Consider the following 15948-nt stretch of genomic DNA (forward strand, 5'->3'; position numbering starts at 1 on the left):
ATCTCGGCCGCCTTGCCGTTATCCAGCACCGCCTGCAGCTTGGCGCGGGCATCGCGCTCGTCGCTGGCCAAGCCTGCAGAGATAAGCATCTCGGCACACAGCGCCATGGTCACTTCGTGGATGCGCGGGTTGCGGTATTCACCGGTCAGGTAACGCACCGCTTCACGTACTTCCACCGCGTTACCGGCGCTGGAGGCCAGCACCTGGTTCATATCGGTCAAGAGCGCAGAGGTGCGGCAGCCGGCACCGTTGGCCACGGCCACAATGCTCTTGGCCAGCTCTTCGGAGGCTTCAAAAGTCGGCATAAAGGCGCCGGAGCCCACTTTCACATCCATCACCAGCGCTTCCAGCCCGGAGGCGAGCTTCTTGGAGAGGATGGAGCCGGTGATCATCGCGACAGATTCGACGGTGGCGGTGATGTCCCGTACTGCATAGATACGCTTGTCAGCGGGGGCGAGATCGCCGGTCTGGCCGATGATGGCGACACCCGCCTCTTTCACCACTTTCAGGAAACGATCGTTGTCGACCGAGGTCTGGTAGCCGGGAATGGCGTCCAGCTTGTCGAGGGTACCACCGGTGTGGCCCAGGCCACGGCCGGAGATCATCGGCACGAAACCGCCGCACGCAGCGACCATCGGGCCAAGCATCAGGGAGACAACGTCCCCCACCCCGCCGGTGGAGTGCTTGTCGACAATCGGGCCACCCAGATTGAGGTGATCCCAGGTCAGCACCATGCCGGAGTCGCGCATGGCGCAGGTCAGGGCAACCCGCTCATCCATGGTCATGTCTTTGAAGTAGACCGCCATCGCCAGCGCCGCAATCTGCCCCTCGCCGATGGTGTTGTTGGTAATGCCCTGAACGAAGAATTGAATTTCTTGGGTACTGAGCGCTTCACCGTTGCGCTTCTTGCGAATAATTTCTTGAGGCAAAAACATCTTTCATTCCCTCCGCCATTGCTGGCGTTACACAAGCCTGAATCCTTGCCCGCACACCGCATGGTGGGGGCTAACAGGGCGGACAGCAGTCCGCCCTCTCATCAACCTATTAGTAACCGCTGGTGTTGGCTGGCTTGTCGCCATGCCCCAGAGTGGCCAGCAGACTGGCCAGCAGGCTGGATGCACCAAAGCGGAAGGTACGGGCGGATACCCAGTCGTTGCCGAGGATCTCTTCGGCCATGGCCAGGTACTGACCGGCAACAGCTGCGTCTTTCACACCACCAGCAGGCTTGAAGCCAACTTTCGGATTCTTGGCCTTGATCACTTCCATCATGATGCGTGCCGCTTCTGGGGTCGCATTGACCGGCACCTTGCCGGTGGAGGTCTTGATGAAGTCGGCACCGGCATCGATACAGATTTCGGAAGCGCGACGGATCAGCGCCTCTTCTTTCAGCTCGCCGGTTTCGATGATCACTTTCAGCAGCACGTTGGCAGCGCAGGCCTCTTTACAGGCTTTGACCAGATCAAAACCGATCTGTTCATTACCAGCCATGAAGGCGCGGTACGGGAACACCACGTCCACTTCGTCAGCACCGTAGGCGACTGCGGCACGGGTTTCGGCCACGGCGATCTCGATGTCGTCGTTGCCGTGCGGGAAGTTGGTCACGGTCGCAATGCGTACGTCGGCAGCGCCGATCTCACGCAGGGTCTTGCGAGCGATAGGGATAAAACGGGGGTAGATGCAGACGGCGGCGGTCAGGCCAGCCGGTGACTTGGCCTTATGGCACAGGTCGATCACCTTCTGATCGGTGTCGTCATCGTTCAGGGTGGTCAGGTCCATCAGATTCAGGGCGCGCTGAGCGGCCACTTTCAGATCAGTCATTCTGTTCTCCAAAGTCTCGATTTAATCCAGATAACCGGGCACCACCATACCATCCAGCGATGGATGCACAGGCAGTAATCCCCAGCTATACGGGAATGGAATTACAGTGCGAAGGCACCGGCACTATCGGGATGCTATTCAAAACACCCTGCAGGCACTGCGACTGTAAATAAGGCAAGAGCCCTGTCACTTTCTTACAAAAGTGCGGACTTGGTTCCATGAAGACTTGAGAAAGGCCGACAACATCTGACCCGACTTCCCAATCAATTCCATTTGACCGCCAACACCCGATTTCATCGAGTATTAGTCATTGCCAGCACCCTGCTGGCAACGCCTATTTCAGCCGAGATACCCCCTGTTTGCAAGCCGGATTTGCCAATTTCAGAGGTACCTCACATCTGACAAATCCAGGTCTAAAAAAGCCTTACGAAAAGAAACGGGTCAGGATCCATGAGTAGGCCAATCCCCCCAGATAGACCCCGACGATCCCCATTACCCCGGATAAAACGGGAGGCGCCGGGATCGGCAATTTGAGGAAAGAAAACAACAAACCAACTATAAAGCCGGCCACCATCGCCAGTAGCACTTCATTCATATAACCTCCGATTTGACTCATTTTATTATTAGTTTAGATAGGAAAACGGTTGTCACCGCTCCATACGCGAACGCCACGGCAGATGCCGTGGCGTTCGTGTTTATACCCTGTCAGTCAGGCGGCGATTACATGCCGGACAGTGCCAGGAAGAAGCCTGCGATAGTGGCAGACATCAGGTTGGACAGAGAGCCAGCTAGTACGGCTTTCAGACCAAAGCGTGCAATGGTACCGCGGCGGTTCGGCGCCATGGACCCCAGACCACCCAGTAGGATGGCAACAGAGGAGAGGTTGGCAAAACCACACAGCGCGAAGGAGATGATCGCCTTGGTGTGATCGGACATGGCCACACCGTTGATCAGCACTTCGTCTTTCAGGTACGGAGCGAAGTTCAGGTAAGCAACGAACTCGTTCACTACCAGCTTCTGACCGATGAAGGAACCGGCAACCACTGCTTCATTCCAGGGCACACCGATCAGGAAGGCCAGCGGGGAGAAGATCCAACCCAGCAGCAGTTCCAGAGAGAGTTGCGGATAACCGAACCAGCCACCCACACCGGAGAAGATACCGTTGATCATGGCGATCAGACCGATGAAGGCCAGCAGCATGGCGCCGACGTTCAGGGCCAGTTGCATACCGGCAGAGGCGCCAGCAGCAGCAGCGTCAATGACGTTGGCAGGCTTGTCATCCAGCTCGGCATCGGCAGAGCTTTCGTCGTAGTTCGGGGTCTCGGTCTCGGGAACCAGCAGCTTGGCGAACAGCAGACCACCCGGTGCAGCCATGAAGGAGGCAGCAATCAGGTACTCCATCTTCACGCCCATGGAGGCGTAACCGGCCAGTACGGAACCGGCAACGGAAGCCAGACCACCACACATGACGGCGAACAGCTCGGAGTCAGTCATCTTGGCGATGTAGGGACGAACTACCAGCGGCGCTTCGGTCTGACCGACGAAGATGTTGGCGGTTGCAGAGAGGGATTCGGTGCGGGAAGTACCCAGTACTTTCTGCAGACCGCCGCCCAGCAACTTGATGACCATCTGCATGATGCCCAGGTAGTAGAGCACTGCAATCAGGGAAGAGAAGAAGATGATGACCGGCAGAACACGGAAGGCAAAGACAAAGCCGCCGCCACCGAACACTTCAAACATCTTGTTGCTGACCAGACCGCCAAACAGGAAGTCGATCCCGTTCTGGCCGTAGCTGATCACGCTGGATACCGCGTCGGACACGCCGACCAGGATATCGCGACCAACCGGAACATAGAGAACAAACGCCCCCAGACCGGCTTGAATAGCGAACGCACCGACAACGGTACGCACGTTGATTGCCTTGCGATTGCTGGAGAACAGCACCGCGATAAGGACGAGCGTCGCCATCCCTACCAGACCCATGAACAAATTCATTATTATCTTCCTCTAGTAGCACCTAGCTTGTTAGCGAGTTGTTATTAAACCCAACTAATCAAGGGGAGCGCATTATACTAATTAAAGTCCGATAAAATAGAATGCTGGTCACATTTTATCGTTATCAAAATGTCCAAGTGTCACAAAATTAGACAGCAAACGATTTTTACGCTCATTTTTTTTCCTGACAACTAAATCAGGTGTTGCGAATTTGTTTCATGGCTATTGGTCGTGATGGAAAATATGCCGGGCAGTTTCAAATAACACCTTGGCAACATCTGCCGATGATTCCTCCCGCAAGGTCATCAATATTTCCGCTATTTTCGGCAGCGCTTCCGGGGTATTCCGGGTGCCTTGCTCACCTTGTAAGGGCATATCGGGCGAATCGGTTTCCAGCACCAGAGCCTCGAGCGGCATAGCCCGAAATACCTCTCGCGTCTTGTTCGCCCGTTCAAAACTGATCACCCCGCCCACCCCGAGTCGAAAGCCCAGTTGCCAGAAAGTCTCCGCCTGCTGCAACGAACCGCTGAAAGCATGGATCACCCCGCCACGAGGCGGCTTGAAGCAGCGCAACAGCTTGGCCACAGTGTCATTGGCACGCACCGAGTGGATCATCAGGGGAAGCCCGGCATCTGCAGCCAGCCGGATCTGAGCCTCAAACAGCGCAAGCTGCCCCTCCTGCGGCACGTGAGAACGGAGGTCCAGCCCACACTCGCCTATGGCCACCAGCCCGGCAGGCTGGCTCATCACCAACGCTCGCAACCGTTCCATCACCCCCTCATGCTGTTCACCGGCATACCAGGGATGAACGCCCAGACCATAAAAGAGGCCGTCATGCTGATCTGCCAGTGCCATCACACGAGTCCAGTTATCTTCTGCGATGGCAGGAATGATATACTCCGTCACCCCCAATGCCCGACAACGGGCCAGCAGCGCCTCCCTGTCCTGGTCGAATACCGGAAAGTCGAGATGGCAATGGGTATCTATCAGCTGCATATCACTCACACCTGTTTGCGGTATTTAATGGGTCATTGAACATGATGAACAACAAAAACAACGGCTTTACCCTGATTGAACTGGTGTTGGTGATCATAGTGCTGGGGATCCTGGCCGTCACCGCCCTGCCCCGCTTTATCAATATCAAGGATGATGCCCTGAAAAGCACGGTCTCGGCGACCGCAGGCAGCTTTGCCAGCGCTGTTCAGCTGGCTCATGCTGGGTGGGCGGTGAAAATGCAGGGACAAGCAATCGCGCTCTACAATCTGAGCAGCTTTGGTAAAGGCAAATTGGATATCAATCGCTATGGTTGGCCGGTGGGTTCCGAAGAAGATTACAACAAACCGGTAGACACCCCTTATCAGCCTGGCTCTGGTAACCATATATCGGTTAGCAACCCGTCAGACTGTAAACTGCTCTTGACCGATCTGCTTGATGGCGGCCAAACCGCTGCCCGCATAGACCCTACTGACGTTGTTATTCCAGACGGTGTTGATTACCTATCCACCCTAATTACGACAGGCTATGCAGACGAAGATGAGCCCAATAAAAATCACAACAACTGCCGCTATATCCTGCGCGACTCAATTGGCCGCTTCCAGACCAGCTCGGATTATCGAAATGGCCTTGGCTTCGAGTACAACAGTGTTACCGGTGCCGTGACCCGCAATTTTGATTGAGCTCAGCCTCTTCTGCACAAGCTCGCTCTTTGCTTGAATCATCATCATAACGAACCGGCGTGCAGCAGCGCCGGTTCTCCTGGGTGAGCCCCCACTCCTCGCACCACGCGTCATAACGGGCCAGCCAACGCAGCAATACCCCTTTCATCGTCACACCTCCGCCAACAGGTTCAGGTCAAAAACCATCCTAATCAGAGTCGGCAAGGTGAGCAAGCCATCCCCACTATTGCGGTCGGGCGAGATAAAAAAGAGCCGGTCAGCATGGCTGACCGGCTCTTTTAAGATTCCCTGAAGAGGTTACACGATGAGCGACAGCTCATCAGCCTCACAGACTCTTCAGCTTCTCTTCCGGCAGGGCCAGCTCGTCGTTGTGGTTGACGCCGATACCGCGCTCCAGCACATGACGGGCGATGGCGTGCGCCTCTTCCAGCGAGTGCATGCTGTAGGTGCCGCACTGATACTCGTTCAACTCGGGGATCTTGGCCTGATCCTGCACGGTCAGCACGTCGCTCATGGCCGCCTGCCAGGCTGCGCCAACACGGGCTTCGTCCGGCGCGCCGATCAGGCTCATGTAGAAACCGGTACGGCAACCCATGGGGGAGATATCGATGATCTCCACGCCATTGCCGTTCAGGTGATCACGCATAAAACCGGCGAACAGGTGCTCCAGCGTATGGATACCGCGCTCGGAGAGGATCTCCTGATTCGGTACGCAGAAACGCAGGTCGAACACGGTAATGGTGTCCTTGTTCGGGGTCTGCATGGTCTTGGCCACACGCACCGCTGGCGCTTCCATACGGGTGTGGTCAACGGTAAAACTGTCCAATAACGGCATTTCTGACTCCTGATTTGGTTACCAGAACCAGCCCCCACGGGAGAGCTGATCCTTGCATTGACGGTACTGGGCGCCGTAGCGCTGGGCGCGAGCTTCCACTTTGCGAGAGGTCTTCATCAACCACCCCTTGCTGCGATAGCTGCCACGCCGGTAGCCACCCCACCCTTCGTGATAGTTGAGGTACTGGCCATAGGCATCCCACTTGGAGGTGCCATTTAGCCGCTGGGCCTTGTTAGTGTACCAACCCATAAAATCGATGGCGTCGGCAAAATCATCGCGGTCACTCCAGCTGTTGCCGGTTTCCCGCTGGTAATCAGCCCAGGTTTCATCTTTGACCTGAGCATAACCATAAGCCGAACTGGCTCGCCCGGTCGGGATGAAGAGGAAATACTGCATCGGCGGCTGGGCATCATGTACGTAAGAGGACTCCTGATACATCATGGCCATCACCACATGGATCGGCGTCCCCCATTTCTCGTTCATCTTGAGCGCGGCCTTGTGCCACTCGGGTTTCTCGCGAAAGATCTGGCACAGATTCTCCGGCTGAGCCGGTGGACGGGTACTACAGGCGGTCAGGCCCGCCAACAGGCTGGCGACCACAGCAAAACGCATCCACCCCATCAAATGAGGTCGCGCTTCACGCCTCTGGTCAGGTAAAGAGATAGCCAAGGTCAGATCGCGTCTTCGTTCTCTTCGCCGGTACGGATACGAATGACACGCTCCACCTCGCAGACGAAGATCTTGCCATCACCAATCTTGCCGGTACGGGCGGTGTTCTGGATCGCTTCCAGGCAGGCATCGAGATCCTCGTCCTGCACCACCAGCTCCACCTTCACTTTCGGCAGGAAGTCGACCATATATTCGGCGCCGCGATAGAGCTCGGTATGGCCCTTCTGGCGGCCGAAGCCTTTGACTTCGGATACGGTCATGCCGTTGATGCCGATCTCGGCCAGGGCCTCGCGCACATCGTCCAGCTTGAACGGTTTGATGATGGCTTCAATCTTCTTCATGGTGACTCCTTACCAGTTCTGTTTGCCGAACCCGGATGTAATGGGGTAACGGCGATCCTTACCAAAGTTGCGAGCCGTAATGCGGGGCCCGACCGCCGCCTGACGGCGCTTGTATTCGTTGAGATCCACCAGCCGGATCACCTTGCGTACCACCGCTTCCTCGAACCCTTCGGCCACCATGTCGGCAACCGAGGCATCCTCTTCCACATAACGCTTGAGGATGGCATCAAGGATGTCGTACGGGGGCAGACTGTCCTGATCCACCTGATCCGGCGCCAATTCTGCCGAAGGCGGACGGTCGATAACCCGCTGAGGGATAACGTAGTCGACCGAGTTGCGATATTCGCACAATTTGAAGACCAGCGTTTTGGGCACATCTTTCAGCACGTCGAAGCCGCCCGCCATGTCACCGTAAAGAGTCGCATAGCCGACCGCCATTTCGCTCTTGTTGCCGGTGGTCAGCACGATGCGACGCCGCTTGTTGGAGAGAGCCATCAGCAGCACACCGCGGCAGCGGGCCTGCAGGTTCTCTTCTGTGGTATCGCGGGCGGTACCTTCAAACAGCGGCGCCAGCTGGGTCATAAAGCCTTCGAACATCGGCTCGATGGAGATGACGTTGAACTCAACCCCCATCCGCTCGGCCTGCTCCTTGGCATCTTCCACACTCATCTGTGCTGTGTAGCGGAATGGCATCATCACCGCCTGCACCTTGTCGGCCCCGATGGCATCGGCCGCGATGGCCAACGTCAGCGCCGAGTCGATCCCACCGGAGAGACCCAGCACCGCGCCGTGAAAGCCGTTCTTGGTGACATAGTCGCGCACTGCCAGCACCAGCGCCTGATAGGTCTCGGCCAACGGTTCCAGCGGCGCAGCGGGTTCCCGCTCCTTCACCGGCTGGCCATCAGCAAAACGTACCAGCGCCAGCTCTTCGGCAAACGGGGCCAGCTTGTGAGTCAACTCACCCTGGCTGCTGAACACCTTTGAGCAGCCGTCGAAAATCAGCTCATCCTGACCGCACACCTGATTGAGGTAGACCAGCGGCAGACCGGTCTGATCGCAGCGCTCCGCCATCAGCTCGCGGCGGATCCAGGGTTTCTCCTGATCGTAGGGCGACGCATTGATGGTGAGCAGCAGCTCGGCACCCGCCGCCTTGGCGGCCAGCGCCGGACCCGGCTGCCACAGATCTTCACAGATGAGCAGCCCCAGCTGGTGACCCCGGAACGGCACCACGCAGGTCTCGGTCGCAGCGGTAAAGTAGCGCTTCTCATCAAACACGCCGTAGTTGGGCAAATCCTGCTTGAAGTAACGGGCAATCAGCTGGCCCTGCTCATAGAGGGAAGCCGCGTTGTAGAGCGCCTCTCCTTCACGCCAGGGGTGCCCTACCAAAATGGCACAGTTGCCCTGCCATGCGACAATCCGAGCCAGCGCGGCTTCGACCCGGATCATCAGATCGGCACGCAGCAACAGATCTTCCGGTGGATAGCCGGTCAGGACCAGCTCGGAGCAGACCAGCAGATCGGCTCCTTGCTGTTCGGCTTGAGCTGCCGCAGCGAGCACTTTGTCAGTGTTATCTTCGATGGCGCCTACCGTCAGATTCAACTGGGCAAGCATCAGAGAGAGGGCTTTTGCCATGGCGATGCATCTTGAATTCGAAAATGATGGGGAATGATAAAGAAAAGGGGGGCAATCTGCCAGTTCAAGACGGGCGTAACCGTGTGACAGCAACCAGCGGGAAGGATAAGCTGTAGATAGTCACGGAACGACAGGCCTTCGCAGATATGAAAAACGCCGGATTTACCCTGATGGAGTTGATGATAGCCATTGCGCTGGGCGTCATTCTGTTGGGGATTGGTATTCCTTCTTTGGGCTCTCTGCTTAAAGACAGCACGGCTAACTATGAAAGCGAGCGGTTGATTAAGCTCCTGCGCTTTGCGCGCACCCACGCTATCAGTGACCAACAAACCGTCACCGCATGCCTAATAAACAACAATAACGAGTGTGTTGAACAGGATCCGGTTCAATTATTGGTTTTCATCGATGATGACGGTAATGCCGAGCTGGACGAAGGGGAAGTAGAACTCGCACGTACACCAGCTTTTACTCCAGATGCCACCATCAGTTCAACCAGACCCCGAGTCTTGTTTGCCGCTGATGGAACCAGCCTAGGTACCAATATGACCGTAAGGGTCTGCATCAGCGAAGAACCCAGAGTTGATGTTATAATCGCAGCATCAGGTCGCAGCAGTAAATCCGAAACCACCAGCATTTGCCCTTGACCACTATCTTGGCTGCAGTTTCTCTTGCCGTTGCGCAGCCTCAAGATTAAATGGCTGTTCGGTTGACTGGCACTCGATAACTCTCTTCACCATCAGGAGTTGCCCATTCAGTTCAAACCCTTTCTTTTGAAAGACGATTTCAGCACTCTGGCTATCCTTTATCGTTCCCTGAATAACGACATAGGTATCATTTGCCAACTCGACATAGCATTTTCTATCCACGACAGCATAGACATTGGCCGCATTTGACAACGCCATCAGCCAGAGGATCATTTTCATTGTGGCTCATCCTCATACAGGTATATTTTCTTGGGCGTCATATCCATTTCAGCCTCCTCCGCACCTTCCGAACACTCCCCCTCGCCGGTACAACGCTCAGGAACCCCTTCTCCTTCGTCTTTGAGAATCACCTCTTCACCCGGGGCACCACCAATAATCCGGATCTTTGAATCATCACCAGCATGGATCACCAGATCATCGGCCACCTTGTTATTTACTTCCACATAGCGTTCCGGGATTTCATTACCATCCTGATCCACCACATATTTGAAAGAGGTACCGTAATGCATGTCGACCATATACTGCCGCATGGCGCCTATCGACTGGATCGTACACTCCTCGAATGACTGAACCTGCGGCAAAAAAGAGGTGAAATAGAGCTTGCCTTGCAGCACAACCCCAGACCCCATCGACTTCTCTCCTGACTCGGCTAGCCAATATTTCCAACCCAATTTACTGGTAATGGCAGCTCTCAAACTAAGCAGGTCATTGGTGTCCGTGACACCAGCCAGAGGATCCACCGATACGTCATACAAGTCCGTCATCGTGATAGGGGCTGGAGCAGCAGTGTTATAACTCTTGGTAACTACCCCGTAGTCACGCAACATAAAATAGGCGTTTTGCACGGTAGACTCGGACGATGGGCGGTTTCGATCACCAGAACCAATCAACACTGCATCGAATGGCCTATCTTTGAACGAGAAATAATCTTCGCCACTAATTACCGTCTTGGTCACTTGCTTGTTTATAGTACGTACCAATACAGGCTGAGTGAAAAAGCGGCGGTCATTAGCCTGTACATCATCAGACCCAAGACTGGCAAACTTGAAAATACTCCAGGAGCTAGTACTGGTTGAAGGCATATCCAGGCGCCAGATATTGCCGCCTGTATCACCAGCATAAATTCGGTCAGTTTTCCCATCACCATCACTGTCTAGAGTGGAAACTGACCCCGGCATGCTATCAACCATCGCAGTCACCTGCTTGTTGGTACTGGAGCCAGCTCCAGGTGTTGCGCTGAACACAAGAGCACCACTATCGGCATCGACCATGTAGACGCCCATACCCTTGCTGTCAGAGCTACCTATCCCGACTTTACTCTTATTGGCATCGTAACCACCGGAAAAAACCATCACCAATCGCTTGTTGCTCGGAGGAGCATCCCAAGGAATATAAGCCACCTCCGGTACTGACCAGGTTTCCCCCAGTAATGAGAAGCCCGCAGTCTGACTATTGATCGTCCATTTCAAGCTGGGGGCATCTGGATTGGTAATATCGAGTGCATAGTAGCTACTACCACCCCCTCGCAAACCGAAAAGCAGCCAGACAAAGTCTCCCTCGGATGCCTTGATAACACCATTCCTGTTGGCATCCTTGATCAACGCAACCGGTGAAGCATCAACACCGTAGATATGATCGCCAGACTCGGCATTGAGACGTAGAGCTTCTTGCCTGGGCAACAGTTCATAGGGGATCATGGCCCAGCTTTCATCAACCGTACTACCGAGATCTTTGAACATATGCAGGAAACCAGCATTGGTTCCCATAAGGATCCGCAAATCAGGGGTACAGGTACTCTGGCCTGAAGCAATGGAGCAACCATAATTGACCACCAATGGACGAGAGTGCAGGGGGTCTCCCACTATGTATGGCCGAATGGTGGTACTGGCATCATAATCTTCATCGTCCACATCGACACCTTTTGTCCAGTCGATCTGTCCGTCAAGCTCGGTGGCACTGGCTAACCGCATGTAGCTGGCCAAATTGTCGGCAGAGCCTGCGATCGACACCAAATTGGCTTTGTTAAAAGCGTCCAATCGCTTGGGCGATGCAACCGTATTGATCACATAAATATTGCGATTGGTCTTCTCTGCCAGCATGGACTGCACACCGCCCTTGGCAACCAGATTGCCATCCCGTTCCGATGACCAGTAGGTCTGAGCCTGATCCAGAATGGAACCATCTACCTTGATGGCGGGCAAACCGTTAACATCTGCCACATACCCATCACCAGACAAAACCAGCTTCTTCAGGTTACCCTTCCAGCGCGGCCCGGTATCAGGCTCGAACATGGCGTAATAGATATTATCGAGGCTGCGAGTCCGGTCAAAGTTGTTAGTGGTGATAGCTGGCGACACCAGAGAGGTGTTTATCCGCAAAATGGCTAACAGGGAAGATCGCAACGCCTGTGTGAGCGCTTCAGCACTGACCGCAGGGTAATATTGGCCACCTCCACGTCTCGCCGTTTCTGCCAGCAGATTGCCCGCCCCAGAGATCGCGTCATCACCAAATCCCACGGTAAACGTGGTAACAGTCTGCTTGCCGGGCGATGAAGTATTTACATCCTTGTTCTTCATGTAACCAGCCATCGCGGCCAGATAGCTCTTGGAGGTGCCGGAACCATATCCCACTGTTGAGCCGTAGGCAGCCCGTTCATCTGCACTTAGCGAATCCGTCAACGCCTTTACTGCACTGTCAGCAGCCGTATCGCTGGTAGGCGCTCCATCAGTGACATAGATGACATAGCCATTATTTGAACATTTGTCATAAGGCGAGGTGTAAGTACCTTCCGGCTCTTCAGCAAGCTTGTCCCGCGTACCACCTTGCTTGCCATAAAGTACAGATTGCCCTCCATAGAAACGGTAGGCTTCATAGAGGGTTTCACATAATGGCGTATTGGTCGTAGCCGACAGGTCTTCCACAGTATTGAGCAAGTCCTGTTCGGCAGTAATGGTGCCGACAATATCGTCGTTACTGAGGATGCGGCGTACCACTCTGCCACCATTGGTGCTGGTACTATTGTTGGTATTGAATATGGCCAAGCCGAAATCAACCCCAGGAGTGGAGGAGATCACCGACTTGACCGCATCCTTGGCGATACGCAAGCGTGATTCAACGGCATAACCCGTCGGCCCGTAATACCAGCGGATATAGTTGGCAGTGTAGAGAGTTACACTGGTATTGCTACCCGATGTGGCATTATTCGCATTAGCTGTGTAATACCACTCGCCGCGAGTGTTGCTGGTTTTGTCGACCGGATAACCATCGCCGACCGCCCCCACCACCAGCGTTCCGTTGAAAGGATTGGCAGGATTGCGGTTCTGAATATCCTGCTTGCAGTCGACAATGGTGATGTCATCTTCGTACTTGCCAGAGATGGTCTCCCAATCCCCCTGACGAGGTAATCCATTGCGATAACTTGAATAGACATACGTCCAGACTTGGGACTGAAAATAACCGACCGTGCTTAGGGGGGGCTTTGATGAGGCGCAAGCATTGATGCTGTCGCGAAAACGCTGATAACTATTGATGGCGGGCACAGAACCATCGGTCGAGTAATAGATATAATTACGCGAATTACTGGTATCAGGATCCCGGCTCAGCGCTGGATAGACAGTGGCAGGATTATACTTTTCCCGCTCCAGCTCCATGGTTTCGGCCATACTGCCAGAGTTGTCGAAAATGATCAGCACCTTGGGCCGATAATCTCCCGCTTTCGAAAAGTCATAGATGAACAGTTCGGTATCATCCGAGTAAGCATCGCTGGCAACAGCTGGCACACTAAGTGCACACAGGGCCATCAGCCACAGTTTTCCATGATGTAACATCGCTGTCGCTCCTATTCAGCCGTCTTTAACAATGGCTGTTCGACTCCAACCGTCCACGTCATAGGACGCCCCTGTTTTCCGTACGCTTGGCTTGCCTCGAGCTCTACATAACGGCAGGCTGGTATGACGTTCTTGCTGGTCGCGTCAAATCGGCGCTTGCACACTGTTTCACTTCTATATTGCATGGTGGCGTTACCCATAGAGCCACTCACTGTTGATGTTGCCGTCGAAACCGAAGGCATCTGAGCAATCTGGGTAGCAAGCCCTGCTTGCTGCATGGCGCCACCTATGATGCCCTCTACTCTGTGTTCGACTTGCTGTAACGCTGCCGCCGCTCCACTAGCACGTAAATCCATGCCCCCAGATTGCATCAACACCACGGCAATCAAAGTCAAAGGGGCCAGAATCACCAGCGCCACGATCAATGCCACGCCACGTGAATGCTTCACTACCCACCTCCCGCCATCACCATGGGATTACGCAGTACCACAGTACTTTCCAGCAACAAGCGTCGAAACCCATCCCCATTGCCAGCCACGCTGATATCTCCCAGTTGATAGACATTGTTGTTGGTATAGCGACTGGATGCCTGCAGCGAGCGCACAAGCAAAAAAACACGGACTGCGATGACCCGCCCCTCGCCCCACTCTTGCGAGGTGACTGCATCTATGGCGGAAAACTTGTCTACACGACCATCCGGCACATTGCTGGTATCGACCCCAAACAACAGCACCATGCGTTCAATACCATCAACCAAAGCCCCAGATATCAACCAAGAACCGCCATCAGCAGTGAGGATACGCTTGCGCAGTTCAAAACCACCACGACCATTAGGCGAGAGGTAATAGACATGATGCTGGTACTCCCAAATCTGACGCATCGGCATGGCCGCCTCGGAAGGCGCAGTCTCATTACCTCTGAATAAATGAGCCTGTTGAGTATTGGTGGCCATATAGAAACGATTGGCATCTAGTCCTCCTGTCACCGGATTGCCAATCAGGCGCTTGATACTGATAACATCCGAGCCAGCAACGCGAGTAGAAGATGAGATACAGGCAAAACCACTCATGGTGCCTGCAGCACTGATATGAGTAACCCACAGCGGGCGTACTGGAAAAAGGTTGGAGGGTAGACTCCCTTCATTTCTCTCATCCAGACAGTCATTTGTCACGGTAGCATCAGCAGACAAAGTGAGCTCATCACCCGCAATCAGAGCCCCCCCCGTGAAATCCCCCCAAAACCCGGCCCAGCGTAAATCCTGAGTGATGAGACGCATGGCAATTCGACCATTTTCGAGCAGCTCACTCTGATCGAAGGACTCATTGGTGGTTGCGCGGGAGGCCACAAAAATACTCATCACCCCACCGAGTAGAAAAACACCAATCACCATTGTGATGAGCCATTCAACCAGCGTAAATCCATGATGTTTCATAGCGTCGTCATCAGAACGAACTGACGCCTCGTTAAATCAACACCTGCAATTCCACATGCCGTCGTAATCGTTGACGCAACGCCATTTGCCCCATCATGAGATGATTCACGTCCAGCCCAAAAAATTGAGACCGTCAATGCATTACTGGCTCCCTTGATAATACAGCCGGTGGGATTTTGTAATGTTGCTCCGGCCCCCGAAGCAGCACTTCCAATTAATGACTGTCGCCAATAATAAAGATCGAGATCCCGTAACTGAGCATCGCTACAGCTGCTCATAGTGCCATTTTCATTAGCGCAGGCTGGCAATGATGAAGTTCCGGCGCTGACAATCCAGGTATTGTTAGCTTGCGACTCCCAGGCTCCACGGTTGACTCTGAGCCTTTCGACCATATCGTTAGCCAACCAGCTGGCAATTGTTCGTTGTCGGGCTTCATATCCGGAAAACTTCGACTGAGCCTGCATAGCAACCAGTCCCAGCAAGCCAAATGACAACACTACTGCAGCTATCATCACCTCCAGCAGGCTGAATCCTCTCTCATGTGATGAAACATGAATGGCCATGGCTATTCCCAACAGCTATTGCTAGCTGCACCAGAAGCACTTTTGACGCCCAACTGATTAATGGAAAACACTGTGCAATCGGTATCTTTGGCTTGGGCTGTCGTCGCGCCAGCACTGGCTGACAAGGTGTAGGTGTTGCCTGATACGGCAATGGATAATTGATACAGACCATTCTCAGATGCACTACTGATACCAAGAGCAGCAGCAGAGGATGCATACTGATTGAAATCCATAAAATAGGTTTCTTGCCGATTGGCCGCATTGAGCAGCATGCTCTTGGCTTCGACACGATGACTGGTCAGCACATATTGCTGATAGGCGGGATAAGCGATGGTGCCAAGAATCGCCACGATGGCGACGACAATCATCAACTCAATAAGAGAAAAGCCACGAAAGTATCCAATCATATCCCATCCTTGGTGACAGACTGCTTCATAAGTTTAACGCCGAGCCTGT

The 15948-nt window shown here is 54.2% G+C and carries 18 protein-coding genes; 2 read left to right on the forward strand and 16 right to left on the reverse strand.

The features are described 5' to 3' along the window. The 5 genes from AB5Y82_RS19980 to AB5Y82_RS20000 form a co-directional block, all read right to left on the reverse strand. Positions 1-935, reverse strand: a 935-nt coding sequence (locus AB5Y82_RS19980; protein ID WP_368174435.1) for a thymidine phosphorylase, incomplete at its 3' end; no start/stop codon positions are given. Positions 936-1044: 109 nt separating this feature from the next. Further along, entirely contained in the window at positions 1045-1818 is a 774-nt protein-coding gene (gene deoC, locus AB5Y82_RS19985) for a deoxyribose-phosphate aldolase (protein ID WP_164537714.1), read from the reverse strand. 424 nt (positions 1819-2242) lie between these two features. Continuing rightward, positions 2243-2413 carry a XapX domain-containing protein gene (locus AB5Y82_RS19990; RefSeq protein ID WP_005340467.1) on the reverse strand — a complete coding sequence of 57 codons (171 nt, stop codon included), beginning with the start codon at positions 2411-2413 and terminating at the stop codon, positions 2243-2245. A gap of 125 nt (positions 2414-2538) precedes the next feature. Beyond that, positions 2539-3813: a NupC/NupG family nucleoside CNT transporter gene (locus AB5Y82_RS19995; protein WP_005340466.1), complete on the reverse strand. Its 1275-nt coding sequence runs from the start codon at positions 3811-3813 to the stop codon at positions 2539-2541. Positions 3814-4035: 222 nt separating this feature from the next. Continuing rightward, positions 4036-4809 (reverse strand): TatD family hydrolase, encoded by a 774-nt coding sequence (locus AB5Y82_RS20000; RefSeq protein WP_231720232.1) that lies wholly within the window; start codon positions 4807-4809, stop codon positions 4036-4038. A 41-nt stretch (positions 4810-4850) separates the two neighbouring features. Between AB5Y82_RS20000 and AB5Y82_RS20005 the strand changes: the two genes are divergently transcribed. Further along, positions 4851-5489, forward strand: coding sequence for a type II secretion system protein (locus tag AB5Y82_RS20005; RefSeq protein ID WP_323936390.1), 639 nt, complete (start codon positions 4851-4853; stop codon positions 5487-5489). On the opposite strand, the gene AB5Y82_RS20010 is transcribed toward AB5Y82_RS20005, so the two are convergent. The 5 genes from AB5Y82_RS20010 to AB5Y82_RS20030 all read right to left on the reverse strand — a co-directional run bounded on the left by AB5Y82_RS20010 (position 5458) and on the right by AB5Y82_RS20030 (position 8966). Continuing rightward, entirely contained in the window at positions 5458-5637 is a 180-nt protein-coding gene (locus tag AB5Y82_RS20010; protein ID WP_075113932.1) for a DUF5363 family protein, read from the reverse strand. The two genes, AB5Y82_RS20005 and AB5Y82_RS20010, sit on opposite strands and share 32 nt — an antisense overlap. Before the next feature lie 177 nt (positions 5638-5814). Then, positions 5815-6324: an S-ribosylhomocysteine lyase gene (gene luxS / locus AB5Y82_RS20015; RefSeq protein ID WP_005340462.1), complete on the reverse strand. Its 510-nt coding sequence runs from the start codon at positions 6322-6324 to the stop codon at positions 5815-5817. An 18-nt stretch (positions 6325-6342) separates the two neighbouring features. Further along, positions 6343-6936 carry a hypothetical protein gene (locus AB5Y82_RS20020; protein WP_278169174.1) on the reverse strand — a complete coding sequence of 198 codons (594 nt, stop codon included), beginning with the start codon at positions 6934-6936 and terminating at the stop codon, positions 6343-6345. A 59-nt stretch (positions 6937-6995) separates the two neighbouring features. Beyond that, positions 6996-7334, reverse strand: coding sequence for a nitrogen regulatory protein P-II (glnB, locus tag AB5Y82_RS20025; protein WP_005308848.1), 339 nt, complete (start codon positions 7332-7334; stop codon positions 6996-6998). A 9-nt stretch (positions 7335-7343) separates the two neighbouring features. After that, positions 7344-8966 carry an NAD+ synthase gene (locus AB5Y82_RS20030; RefSeq protein WP_368174436.1) on the reverse strand — a complete coding sequence of 541 codons (1623 nt, stop codon included), beginning with the start codon at positions 8964-8966 and terminating at the stop codon, positions 7344-7346. 146 nt (positions 8967-9112) lie between these two features. Here AB5Y82_RS20030 and AB5Y82_RS20035 point away from each other — a divergent pair, with 146 nt between their 5' ends. After that, a complete protein-coding gene (locus AB5Y82_RS20035) occupies positions 9113-9610 on the forward strand; it encodes a GspH/FimT family pseudopilin (RefSeq protein ID WP_111901023.1) in 498 nt (165 codons plus the stop codon). A gap of 3 nt (positions 9611-9613) precedes the next feature. On the opposite strand, the gene tapY2 is transcribed toward AB5Y82_RS20035, so the two are convergent. From tapY2 to AB5Y82_RS20065, 6 genes are read right to left on the reverse strand one after another with little or no spacing between them, the layout of a single operon-like run. Next, complete coding sequence (tapY2, locus tag AB5Y82_RS20040; RefSeq protein ID WP_064337341.1) at positions 9614-9889, reverse strand: type IVa secretion system protein TapY2; 276 nt, start codon at positions 9887-9889, stop codon at positions 9614-9616. Next, entirely contained in the window at positions 9886-13497 is a 3612-nt protein-coding gene (locus AB5Y82_RS20045) for a pilus assembly protein (protein WP_106843896.1), read from the reverse strand. Before AB5Y82_RS20045 ends, tapY2 begins: the two co-directional genes overlap by 4 nt. Before the next feature lie 11 nt (positions 13498-13508). Then, positions 13509-13946 (reverse strand): type IVa pilus pseudopilin TppD, encoded by a 438-nt coding sequence (tppD, locus tag AB5Y82_RS20050; protein WP_021230970.1) that lies wholly within the window; start codon positions 13944-13946, stop codon positions 13509-13511. Continuing rightward, positions 13946-14929: a type IVa pilus pseudopilin TppC gene (gene tppC, locus AB5Y82_RS20055; protein WP_106843895.1), complete on the reverse strand. Its 984-nt coding sequence runs from the start codon at positions 14927-14929 to the stop codon at positions 13946-13948. Before tppC ends, tppD begins: the two co-directional genes overlap by 1 nt. Beyond that, a complete protein-coding gene (pilV, locus tag AB5Y82_RS20060) occupies positions 14926-15492 on the reverse strand; it encodes a type IV pilus modification protein PilV (protein WP_106843894.1) in 567 nt (188 codons plus the stop codon). The genes tppC and pilV overlap by 4 nt, the downstream gene beginning before the upstream one ends. A 2-nt stretch (positions 15493-15494) precedes the next feature. After that, the gene (locus AB5Y82_RS20065) at positions 15495-15899 is read right to left on the reverse strand and encodes a type IV pilin protein (protein ID WP_111901024.1); all 405 of its coding nucleotides are present in this window, start codon (positions 15897-15899) and stop codon (positions 15495-15497) included. Positions 15900-15948: the final 49 nt, after the last annotated feature.

The organism is Aeromonas sp. s13 (assembly GCF_040907905.1).
Lineage (GTDB): Bacteria > Pseudomonadota > Gammaproteobacteria > Enterobacterales > Aeromonadaceae > Aeromonas > Aeromonas veronii.

Coding starts and splice junctions, on each gene's coding strand:
- AB5Y82_RS20035 (WP_111901023.1), top strand. CDS start 9,113: ATGAAAAACGCCGGATTTACCCTGATGGAGTTGATGATAGCCATTGCG.
- AB5Y82_RS20065 (WP_111901024.1), bottom strand. CDS start 15,899: ATGATTGGATACTTTCGTGGCTTTTCTCTTATTGAGTTGATGATTGTC.
- luxS (WP_005340462.1), bottom strand. CDS start 6,324: ATGCCGTTATTGGACAGTTTTACCGTTGACCACACCCGTATGGAAGCG.
- AB5Y82_RS20030 (WP_368174436.1), bottom strand. CDS start 8,966: ATGGCAAAAGCCCTCTCTCTGATGCTTGCCCAGTTGAATCTGACGGTA.
- tapY2 (WP_064337341.1), bottom strand. CDS start 9,889: ATGAAAATGATCCTCTGGCTGATGGCGTTGTCAAATGCGGCCAATGTC.
- AB5Y82_RS20020 (WP_278169174.1), bottom strand. CDS start 6,936: ATGCGTTTTGCTGTGGTCGCCAGCCTGTTGGCGGGCCTGACCGCCTGT.
- deoC (WP_164537714.1), bottom strand. CDS start 1,818: ATGACTGATCTGAAAGTGGCCGCTCAGCGCGCCCTGAATCTGATGGAC.
- AB5Y82_RS20010 (WP_075113932.1), bottom strand. CDS start 5,637: ATGAAAGGGGTATTGCTGCGTTGGCTGGCCCGTTATGACGCGTGGTGC.
- pilV (WP_106843894.1), bottom strand. CDS start 15,492: ATGGCCATTCATGTTTCATCACATGAGAGAGGATTCAGCCTGCTGGAG.
- AB5Y82_RS20000 (WP_231720232.1), bottom strand. CDS start 4,809: ATGCAGCTGATAGATACCCATTGCCATCTCGACTTTCCGGTATTCGAC.
- AB5Y82_RS19990 (WP_005340467.1), bottom strand. CDS start 2,413: ATGAATGAAGTGCTACTGGCGATGGTGGCCGGCTTTATAGTTGGTTTG.
- glnB (WP_005308848.1), bottom strand. CDS start 7,334: ATGAAGAAGATTGAAGCCATCATCAAACCGTTCAAGCTGGACGATGTG.
- tppC (WP_106843895.1), bottom strand. CDS start 14,929: ATGAAACATCATGGATTTACGCTGGTTGAATGGCTCATCACAATGGTG.
- AB5Y82_RS19995 (WP_005340466.1), bottom strand. CDS start 3,813: ATGAATTTGTTCATGGGTCTGGTAGGGATGGCGACGCTCGTCCTTATC.
- AB5Y82_RS20045 (WP_106843896.1), bottom strand. CDS start 13,497: ATGTTACATCATGGAAAACTGTGGCTGATGGCCCTGTGTGCACTTAGT.
- AB5Y82_RS20005 (WP_323936390.1), top strand. CDS start 4,851: ATGATGAACAACAAAAACAACGGCTTTACCCTGATTGAACTGGTGTTG.